Here is a 9,635-nt window from a genome sequence, read left to right as displayed (position 1 = left end):
GGTCGGCCGTGCCCGCGCGAACGCCGAGCGTCACGAATCGGTCGTCGGTCAGCCGCAGCGCCAGCCCGGCGAGCAGGCCCGGCGACGCGGCATCCGGAATCTCGACGACCGTCGCGAGCGTCGCGACCGGCTGCTCGAGGCGGAAGCCCGCGAAGGCGTGCGCGACCGGCCGCTGCAGGGCGCGCGACACGGCGGAGAGGCGCAGGAATCCCAGGCGCTCGCCGAGCCGGGCGCGGGGTGCACCGGGGGCGGTGCGCACCTGCAGCAGTTCGGGATGCAGCGACGGGCCGTCGAAGTCGTCGGCCAGGGCGATCGGGTCGGGCGCGGGCGCCTCGGCCCACGGCACTTCGACCTCCTCGGCGAGACGGCCGGATCCCGGCGCGAACACGGGCCAGCCGTCCTCGAACGCCACGGGGACGAGCCACGTCTCGCGGCCCTGCAGCGCGTCGGCTCGCGCCTCGCCGCCGTCGCCCCGGGGCAGCCGCCTCGTCGCCAGCGCCGTCGCCCACCATCCGCCGCGGCCGTCGTCGACGAGGTCGGCATGGCCGACATTCGCCACGTCGACCGCGCCGCCGAGATGGCGGTGGGTGAGCAGGGGATTCGCCTTCGACCCGGTGAACGGTCCGATCGGGCTCGGGCCGCGCGCGGCACTCACGGCGTGGTGGCGCTCGGTGCCGCCCTCGCTCGCGAGGAGCAGGACGCCCTCGCCCGCGTCGCCGATGCCGCGATAGAGATGCGGACCCTCCGCCCACACGGCGCCCTCGACCGCCCCGTGCCAGACCACGTGCTCCTCGCCGACGAGCGTCATCGTGGCGACGTCGAGCTCGCGCACCCACACCTCGGTCTGCTCGGGCCAGTCGCCGGGGTCGGCGAGGCGCGTTCCGCACCACCACGCCCGCTCGTCGTCGTCGAACAGGATCGACGGGTCGATGCCCGGCGCGTCCTCGATCCACGACGGGTCCGACCACGGTCCGGCCGGATCCGTTGCGGTGAGCACGAAGCTGCCCTGCCGGCCCTCGCCGCCCACGAGCGTGCAGGCGACGAAGAACCGGCCGTCGTGGTGGCGGATCGTCGGCGCGAAGAGCCCACCCGACGCCGCCACGGACGACAGGTCGAGCTGCTCCTCGCGGTGCACCGCGTGGCCCACGAGCTCCCACTCGACGAGGTCGCGGGAGCGGTGCACGGGCAGCCCCGGGAAGTACTCGAACGTCGAGGTCACCACGAAGAACTCGTCGTCCACCCGGCAGATGCTGGGATCGGGGTGGAATCCCGGCAGCACCGGGTTGCGTGCGGCGGTCACGGCGAGGCATGGCCGATCGGCTGGGCCGACCACACGGGGTGCAAGGCGCGGGTGTGGTCGACGACGCGCACGGGGCCGACGAGCTCGACCTCCGCCTGCAGGGGCAGGTCGGCGCTCGACCGTCCGAAGCCCAGCACGAGCGAGCCGGGCTCGACGATGCGTCGGCCGTCGCGGCCGGTGAACGAGGCGAGCGCGGCCGGCACCTCGACGTCGAGGCGAACGGATGCCCCGGGGGCCAGTTCCACGCGCTCGAACCCGACCAGCCGCTGCACGGGTCGCACGACCGAGGCCACCGGGTCGTGCAGATACAGCTGCACGATCTCGGCACCCGGGCGGTCGCCGGTGTTCTCGACGGTGAGCGACAGCCGCAGTGCGCCGTCGGTCGACGCCTCGCCCGCCGTCACCTCGAGGTCGCGCCAGGCKAACGTCGTGTAGCCGAGCCCGTGTCCGAAGGGGTACCTCGCGGTCGGGTCGATGTTGGACACGCCGTTGCTGCGCGCGAGCGTCGACGCCAGGTAGGTCGACGGCTGCGCACCGGGCGTGGCCGGCACGCTCACGGGCAGGCGCCCGCTCGGGTTCACCCGTCCCGAGAGGATGGCCGCCACGGCGCGCGTGCCCTCCTCGCCGGGGAAGAACGCCTGCACGACGCCGGCGGCACGTTCGGGTGCCGTTCCGAGCACGTACGGACGGCCCGCGAGCAGTGTGAGCACGGTCGGCGTGCCGGCGTCGAGCACGGCCTCGAGCAGCGCTCCCTGCGCACCGGGCAGGTCGAGGCTCTCGGCGTCGCAGCCCTCACCGCTGGTACCCCGGCCGAMGAGGCCGGCGCGGTCGCCGAGGGCGAGCACGACGAGGTCGGCGGATGCCGCGAGCTCGACCGCGTGCGGGATGCCGTCGATCTCCGCGCCGTCGATCGAGGTCCCCGGCGCGAGCGTGATCTCGCTGTCCGGGAACTCCGCGCGCAGCGCCTCGACGAGCGTGGGGAGTTCGATGCCCAGGCCGCTCTCCGGGTGGTGCACGCCGACGTGCGTGGGGAACGCGTAGCAGCCGAGCACCGCGAGCGGGTCGTCGGCGGTCGGGCCGATCACCGCGATGCGGGCAGGGGCAGCCACGGGCAGCGTGCCGTCGTTGTGCAGCAGCACGATCGCCTGCTCGGCGATGCGACGGGCGAGCGCGCGGTTCTCGGCGGGGTCGAGGTCGATCGTGCCCTTGGCAGCGCTCGCCGCGGGCGGCGCGGCCGGGTCGTCGAGCAGGCCGAGCTCGACCTTCTGCACGAGCACGCGCAGCAGGGCCCGATCGACGACCGCCTCGTCGACGCGGCCGTCGGCCACGGCATGCATGAGCGGCTCGCCGAAGGCGTGCACGGTGGGCAGTTCCACGTCGATGCCGGCCTCGAGCGCGGCCGCGGCCGCCTCGCCGAGGTCGCCGGCGGTGCCGTGCAGGGTCTGCAGGAACGCGACCGAGAAGTAGTCGGCGACGACGGTGCCGTCGAAGCCCCACGTCTCGCGCAGGAGTCCGGTGAGCAGGTCGCGGTCGGCGGCGGTGGGCACGCCGTCGAGGTCGGTGTAGGCGTTCATCACCGAACGCGGCTTCGCCTCGCGCACCACCATCTCGAACGGCGGCAGCAGCACGTCGGCGAGCTCCCGTGCCCCGACGGAGACGGGCGCCAGGTTGCGGCCCGCCCGCGACGCCGAGTACCCGACGAAGTGCTTGAGCGTCGCCACGATCCCGGATGCCTCGAGCCCGCGCACGTACGCCGTGCCGACCGTGCCGACGAGGTAGGGGTCTTCGCCCATGGTCTCCTCGACGCGGCCCCATCGCGCGTCGCGCACGACGTCGAGCACCGGGGCGAGCCCCTGGTGCACGCCGACCGAGCGCATGTCGGCGCCGATCCGGCGGGCCATCTGCTCGATGAGGCCGGGATCGAAGGTGGCGCCCCACGACAGCGGCACCGGATACGCGGTCGCGCCGTGGGCGGCGAAGCCGGCGAGGCATTCCTCGTGCACGAGCGCCGGGATGCCGAACCGGCTCGACGCGACGATGCGCTCCTGCAGCCGGGCGAGCGACTGGGCGCCGACCGCCGCGTCGACGGGCGCGGTGCCGAAGGCGCGGGTGACCTGGCCGAGTCCCTTGGGGAGCAGGGTATCGAGGTCGACGTCGCCGGTCATCTCGTGCTGGTGGGGTGCCACGTCGGCGCCGTCGGCCGAGGCCCCCATCCAGATGCCGTAGAGCTGGGCGATCTTCTCCTCGAGGGTGAGCTCGGCGATGAGGGCGCTCGCACGGGCGGTCGGGGTCAGCGACCGGTCGCGCCACGGGGCATCCGTCGTCACGCGGTCGCTCGCGGCATCCGTCGTCGACGTGGCATCCGCCGCGGCATCCGTCGTCGAGGACTGGATCGACGTCATCGGCTCGGTCATCCCTTCACCGCCCCGGTGAGGCCGCCGACGATGCGGCGCTCGAAGATGCTGAAGAAGATGAGGGCGGGAATCATCGACAGCGACGTGAAGGCGAGCACCTTGGCGGTGTCGACCGAGTACTGCGAGGCGAACGCCTGCACGCCGAGCGGCAGGGTGAAGCTGTCCTCGTTGTTCAGGATGAACAGCGGCAGGATGTAGCTGTTCCAGCTCGCGATGAAGGCGAGGATGCCGACGGTGATGACGCCCGGCAGCGCCAGCGGCACCACCATGCGCCAGAAGAACCCGAGCCGCGAGGCGCCGTCGATGGAGGCGGCCTCCTCGATCTCGTCGGGGATGGCGCGCAGGAACGGCACCAGGATGATGATCGTCGTCGGCAGGGCGAAGGCGATCTGGGGCAGGATGATGCCGGCCAGCGAGTTCATCAGGCCGAGGTTGCGCACCACGATGTACAGCGGCGTGATGGCCACGGTCATCGGGAACATCAGGCCGGCGGCGAAGAGCGCGTAGAGGAGCCCGCGCGCCTTGAACTGGTAGCGGGCGAGCACGTAGCTCGCCATGAGCCCGAGCGCGACGACCCCGATCGTCGTGACGACGGCGGCCACCGTGGAGTTCGCCACCTCGCCCCAGAAGGTCGTGCTGCTGAGCACTCCGGCGTAGTTCTTCGTGACCCAGGGGTCGGGCATGCCCGAGGGGTCCGCGGTGATCTGCGCGTTGGTGCGGAAGCCGCCGATGATGATGTACAGGATCGGCGCCAGCATGAGCGCGATGACCACGAGGGCGCCGAAGTAGATCGCGGGGCTGCCCCAGGGCAGCCGGCCGTTGCGCGGTCGTCTGGCCCGTGGGATGGCGATGGCCGAGGCGGTCATGGCTCGCTCCGTTCGGTGAGGGCGCCGGCCGTGTCACGGCGCAGCACGAAGCGCTGGTAGACGAGGGCGACGACGAGAGAGATGAGGAAGAGCACGACCGCGACCGCGTTGCCGTAGCCGTAGTTGCCGGCGTTGCGGCCGTTGGCCACCATGTAGGTCGCCATCGTCGAGGTGCCCGCGGTCGAGGCGATGTACTGGCCCCAGATGATGTACACGAGGTCGAACAGCTGCAGCGAGCCGATGATCGACAGGAACGCCCAGATGCGCAGGGTCGGACCGAGCAGCGGCAGCGTGATGCGCCGCTGGATCTGCCAGTACGACGCGCCGTCGATCTGCGCGGCCTCGGTGAGCTCCTGCGGGATGCCCTGGAGTCCGGCGAGGAAGAGGATGACGGCGAAGCCGACGTACTTCCACGTGATGATGCCCAGCAGCGTCCAGATCGCGAGGTCGGGGTTCGAGAGCCAGTCCTGGGTGAAGGCGCCGAGGCCGACCTTGTCGAGCAGGCCGTTGAGGGCGCCGTCGGACTGGAGCATGAGGCTCCAGCCGGTGCCGACCACGACCTCGGCGATGACGTAGGGCACGAAGATGAGCACCCGGATCAGCGACTGGCCGCGCATCGGACGGTTGAGGAGCAGTGCGAGCAGCAGCGCCACCGGGCCCTGCAGCACGAGCGACATCACGACGATGACGAGGTTGTGCCAGAGGGCTTCCTGGAACGTGGGGTCCTGGAAGATCGTGACGTAGTTCTGCAGGCCGATGAAGTCGGTGGGCGGACCGTAGCCCTTCCACTTGAAGAAGCCGTAGTAGCCGGCCATGACGACCGGGAAGATGACGAAGCCGAGGAAGATCACGAGGGCCGGGCCGACGAGCACGGCGATCTCGAGGACCTTCCGCCAGTCGCGCCGGCTGCGACGCGCGACCGGGGCCGGCGCGTCGCCGGCCCGGCGCAGGGCCGGGGGCGAGAGCTCGTCCCCGGCCCGCACGTCGTCCGCCGGGGCTCGCCTCGGTGCGGGGGAGCTGGTGCGAACGTTCATGGTGCGAGAGCCTCTCAGCCCTTCTTGATGGCGTCTTCGACGGCGTCGACGATGCCCTGGGCGTCACCCTTGCCGGCGAGCAGGTCGACGACACCCACGTTCAGTGCGTTGCCGACGTTCTGGCCGAGCAGCGTGTCGAGCCACACCGAGACGTACGGCGCGTCGTTGTACGACGCGAGCACCTCCTGCAGCGCGGGGTCGGTCACGACGCCCTGGGCGTCCTTGTTCGCCGGCAGGGTCACGAACGCGTCGGCGTAGGCCTCCTGCTGCGCCTTCTGCGAGGCGAACTCGAGGAACTCGGCGCACTCCTTGGGTGCATCGACGTAGCAGCTGTAGCCGTCGACGCCACCCATCATCGCGCCCTCGCCGCCGTCGCCGCCGTCGACGGCCGGGAAGGGGAACCAGCCGAGGTCGGCGAGCGGCTTCTCGTCAGGCGTGAGCGAGGCGATCACTCCCGGGTCCCATGCGCCCATGAGCTCCATGGCGGCCTTGTGGTTGGCGACCAGGCCGGCCGACGAGCCGGCGCCCTGCTGCGCGGAGGTCGTGAGGAAGCCCTCGTTGTAGGGCTCGGTCGCGGCGAAGTCCGCGAGGTCCTGGCCGGCGCGGAGGAAGCACTCGTCGGAGAAGTCGGGGTCGGTGGCAAGTCCGGCCACGACGTCCTCCGAGCACTCCCGCAGCACGAAGAAGTAGTACCAGTGGGCGGCCGGCCACGCGTCCTTGGCGCCGAGCGCGATGGGGGCGACGCCGGCGGCCTTGAGCTTGTCGACGTCCTCGCTCAGCTCGTCGAAGGTCGTGGGCGGGGCGGTGATGCCGGCCTGGGCGAACAGGTCCTTGCTGTAGTAGATGCCGCCGGGGAGCACCGAGGACGGCACGCCGTAGATCTTGTCGTCGACCGAGAGGGCGGCGAGCGAGGCGTCGCCGAGCGCCGTCTTCGTGTCATCGGAGAGCTGGTCGGTGAGGTCCTGCACCTGGCCGGCCTCGACGACGGCCGCGAGCTTGCCGCCGCCGCGCGCCATGAAGATGTCGGGTGCGTCACCGGAGTTCAGGGCGGTCTGGAGCTTGCCGTCCATGTCCTCGTTCTGGATGGACTGGATCTTGATGTCGACGCCCGGGTGCTCCGCCTCGAAGTCCTTGGCGGTCTGCTCCCAGTAGGCCTTGCCGGGGCCGGTGGTGGAGTTGTGCCAGAAGCTCAGCTCGGTCGAACCGTCGCCCGAGTCGTCACCTCCGGCGGCGCACCCGGCGAGGGTGCCGACGGCGAGTGCGGCCACGGCTCCCAGCGTGACGAGCCGTGTCATGCTGCGTCTGTTCATCTTTGAACCTCTCGAAAGTTTCGACGACTACGTCGAAAGTGATCTGGACGCCTCGAATAGTACGTGGCTTCGCATTTGGGGTCAAGCGCAACAAATTGGGCGCGCCGCTGGGACGCCGAATCCGCCCGCCCCTAGAGTGGTCGCGTGGCAGACCGGCCCGGAACCTTCGATGGCGTCCACCGTCGAAACCTCTCGAAACTCCTCGCGCTCGTGCACCTCGAGGGGCCGCTCTCGCGCGCCCGCCTCACCGCGGCGACTGGGCTCAACCGCTCCACCGTGGCCGCCCTCGCCGGTGAGCTCGTCGACGCGGGCCTCGTGGAGGAGCGGGCGCCCGACCCGACCAACCGCGTCGGCCGGCCCTCGCCGGTCGTCGCCCCGCACCCCGACGTGATGGCCGTCACCGTGAACCCCGAGGTCGACGCCGTCACGATCGCCGCGGTCGGCCTCGACGGGCGCATCGCCGTGCGCGAGCGCCTCGAGGTCGACCACCTCATCACGCCGGAGGAGACCGCCGACCTCGTGGGGCGCACCATCGAGCGCTGGCGCGGCGACGTGCTCCGCTCCAGCCGGATGGTCGCGGTCGGCCTCGCCGTGCCCGGACTCGTGCGGGCGTCAGACGGCCTCATCCGGCTGGCGCCGCACCTGGAGTGGACGGATGCCCCGCTGCGCACCCTCGTCGAGGAGGCCACCGGCCTGCCCGCGTTCGTCGGCAACGACGCCAGCCTCGGCGCCCTCGCCGAGCACCTCTTCGGAGCCGGTCGCGGCGTCGACGACATCGTCTACCTCAACGGCGGCGCGAGCGGCATCGGCGGCGGCCTCATCGTGCACGGGCAGCCGATCGGCGGCTCGGGCGGCTACGCCGGCGAGTTCGGCCAGAACCGACCGGGCATCCCGTCGGCCGAGGATCGTCGCGCCACCGGCGGCGTGCTCGAGGACGAGGTGAGCCGCGCCCGCCTGCTCGCCGTCGTCGGGCTCCCGGCCGCCGACGAGCCGACGCTCGCATCGGCCCTCGCGGCCGCGTTGGCTGCGCCCGACGCCCCCGAGGCGATCGAGGTCGCGGCCGAGCTCGCGCGGCAGCGCCGCATCCTCTCGACCGCCCTGGCCAACGCCGTCAACGTGCTGAACCCGTCGCTGGTGGTGCTCGGCGGGTTCCTCGCCACGGTGGCCGAGAGCGACCCCGACGCCCTCGCCGCGGCGGTCGCCGCGCAGGCGATGCCCGCCGCCGGGGAGGAGCTCGTCATCCGGGTGGCCGCCCTCGGCGAGGACCGGCTGGCGATCGGCGCCGCCGAGCTCGCGTTCGAACGGCTGCTCGCGGATCCGCTCCAGGAGGGCTGACCGAAACGCTCGGGATGCGCATTCCCCGTTGCGTGGTGGGGGGAGGCATCCGCTAGAATCGTTCACAGTCGAATCGATTCGAGGCCGCCCGACGGCCGAGATCGCCTCACGACGGCATCCCGCGTGGATGCCGTCGTTCCTGTTTCCCGGCGTCCGAGGGCGTGCGCCGCCGCACTCGAGCACGCCCAGGATCAGCATGTCCTCAACCGCCTCCATTCCCATCATCCGGCCCGACGACTACTCGGCGCCCGCGCACCCCGGCGACCTCCTCTCCCGCCGCCAGCGCCTCGTCTACGTGCTCGTGCTCGGCGCGCTCACCGCGCTCGGGCCGTTCACGATCGACCTCTACCTGCCGGCGTTCCCGGTGCTGCAGTCCGAGCTCGGCGTCAACGCGGCTGCGGTGCAGCTCACCCTCACCGGCACGATGATCGGCTTCGGCCTCGGCCAGCTCATCGTCGGACCGTGGAGCGACAAGGTCGGTCGCCGGCTGCCGCTCATCCTCGCCACGGCACTGCACATCGCGGCATCCGTCGCGGCGGCGCTCGCCCCCGACATCGCCTGGCTGATGGCCTTCCGCCTGCTGCAGGGTTTCGGCGCGGCCGCGGGCGGCGTGGTCGCCATGGCGATGGTGCGCGACCTGTTCGGCGGCAAGCCGCTGGTGCGCATGCTCTCGCGGCTCGCGCTCGTCAACGGACTCGCGCCCGTGCTGGCGCCCGTCATCGGCTCGCAGCTGCTCAACGTCATGGACTGGCGCGGCGTGTTCGTCGTGCTCGCGATCTACGGCGCCGTGGTGCTGCTCGCGGTCGCGTTCCTGATCGTCGAGACCCTGCCCAAGTCACGCCGCCACGTCGCCGGGCATTCGACGCTGCGCGACCGCTACGCGGCGCTCTTCCGCGACCGCGTGTACCTCGGCGCGGCGATCGTCGGCGGCATGACGTTCACGGGCCTCTTCGGCTACCTCTCGACGTCGTCGTTCCTGTTCCAAGAGGTCTACCACTTCAGCGCGCAGCAGTACGGACTGCTGTTCGCGGTGAACTCCATCGGCATCATCATCGGCGTGCAGACGAGCTCGCGCCTTATGCGCGGGTCGGTGCAGCCGCAGTGGATCCTCGCGATCATGACGATGGTGCACCTCGCCATGGCGATTGCCATCATCGTGCTCGACGGCGCCCAGGCCGGCTTCTGGGGGGTCGCGATCCCGCTGTGGTTCTACATCCTCGCCTGCGGGTTCTCGTTCCCCGCGGTGCAGGTGCTCGCCCTCGCGCACCACGGCGCCGAGGCCGGCACGGCCGCGTCGCTGCTCGGCGCGCTGAACTTCGGCCTCGCCGGGGTCATCTCGCCGCTGATCGGCCTCATGGGCGTCGGCAGCGCGGGCC

The 9,635-nt window shown here is 71.8% G+C and carries 7 protein-coding genes; 2 read left to right on the top strand and 5 right to left on the bottom strand.

Annotated features, from left to right (window positions below):
* The 5 genes from AC1DY2_RS09650 to AC1DY2_RS09630 form a co-directional block, all read right to left on the bottom strand.
* A partial coding sequence (locus tag AC1DY2_RS09650; RefSeq protein ID WP_476762222.1) for a glycoside hydrolase family 43 protein occupies positions 1-1,300 on the bottom strand: 1,300 nt, incomplete at its 3' end.
* On the bottom strand, positions 1,297-3,714 hold the full coding sequence (locus AC1DY2_RS09645) for a beta-xylosidase/alpha-l-arabinosidase (RefSeq protein ID WP_476762221.1): 2,418 nt from the start codon (positions 3,712-3,714) through the stop codon (positions 1,297-1,299). The genes AC1DY2_RS09645 and AC1DY2_RS09650, both read right to left, overlap by 4 nt.
* Positions 3,711-4,580 carry a carbohydrate ABC transporter permease gene (locus AC1DY2_RS09640; RefSeq protein WP_476762220.1) on the bottom strand — a complete coding sequence of 290 codons (870 nt, stop codon included), beginning with the start codon at positions 4,578-4,580 and terminating at the stop codon, positions 3,711-3,713. Before AC1DY2_RS09640 ends, AC1DY2_RS09645 begins: the two co-directional genes overlap by 4 nt.
* Positions 4,577-5,614: a carbohydrate ABC transporter permease gene (locus tag AC1DY2_RS09635; RefSeq protein ID WP_476762219.1), complete on the bottom strand. Its 1,038-nt coding sequence runs from the start codon at positions 5,612-5,614 to the stop codon at positions 4,577-4,579. The genes AC1DY2_RS09640 and AC1DY2_RS09635 overlap by 4 nt, the downstream gene beginning before the upstream one ends.
* A 14-nt stretch (positions 5,615-5,628) precedes the next feature.
* Positions 5,629-6,924, bottom strand: a complete 1,296-nt coding sequence (locus tag AC1DY2_RS09630) for an ABC transporter substrate-binding protein (protein ID WP_476762218.1) — start codon at positions 6,922-6,924, stop codon at positions 5,629-5,631.
* 144 nt (positions 6,925-7,068) lie between these two features.
* Here AC1DY2_RS09630 and AC1DY2_RS09625 point away from each other — a divergent pair, with 144 nt between their 5' ends.
* Both AC1DY2_RS09625 and AC1DY2_RS09620 read left to right on the top strand, forming a co-directional pair.
* A complete protein-coding gene (locus AC1DY2_RS09625) occupies positions 7,069-8,259 on the top strand; it encodes an ROK family protein (RefSeq protein ID WP_476762217.1) in 1,191 nt (396 codons plus the stop codon).
* 196 nt (positions 8,260-8,455) lie between these two features.
* Positions 8,456-9,635, top strand: a 1,180-nt coding sequence (locus tag AC1DY2_RS09620) for a multidrug effflux MFS transporter (protein ID WP_476762216.1), incomplete at its 3' end; no start/stop codon positions are given.

It is taken from the genome of Agromyces sp. P1_H4 (assembly GCF_056405255.1).
Note: the sequence above shows the minus strand (reverse complement) of the source record. Positions and strands in the feature narration are given on the sequence as shown.

Bases quoted from the DNA above. Each gene is read 5' to 3' on its own strand.
- AC1DY2_RS09630 (WP_476762218.1), bottom strand. From the start codon at position 6,924: ATGAACAGACGCAGCATGACACGGCTCGTCACGCTGGGAGCCGTGGCC.
- AC1DY2_RS09635 (WP_476762219.1), bottom strand. From the start codon at position 5,614: ATGAACGTTCGCACCAGCTCCCCCGCACCGAGGCGAGCCCCGGCGGAC.
- AC1DY2_RS09640 (WP_476762220.1), bottom strand. From the start codon at position 4,580: ATGACCGCCTCGGCCATCGCCATCCCACGGGCCAGACGACCGCGCAAC.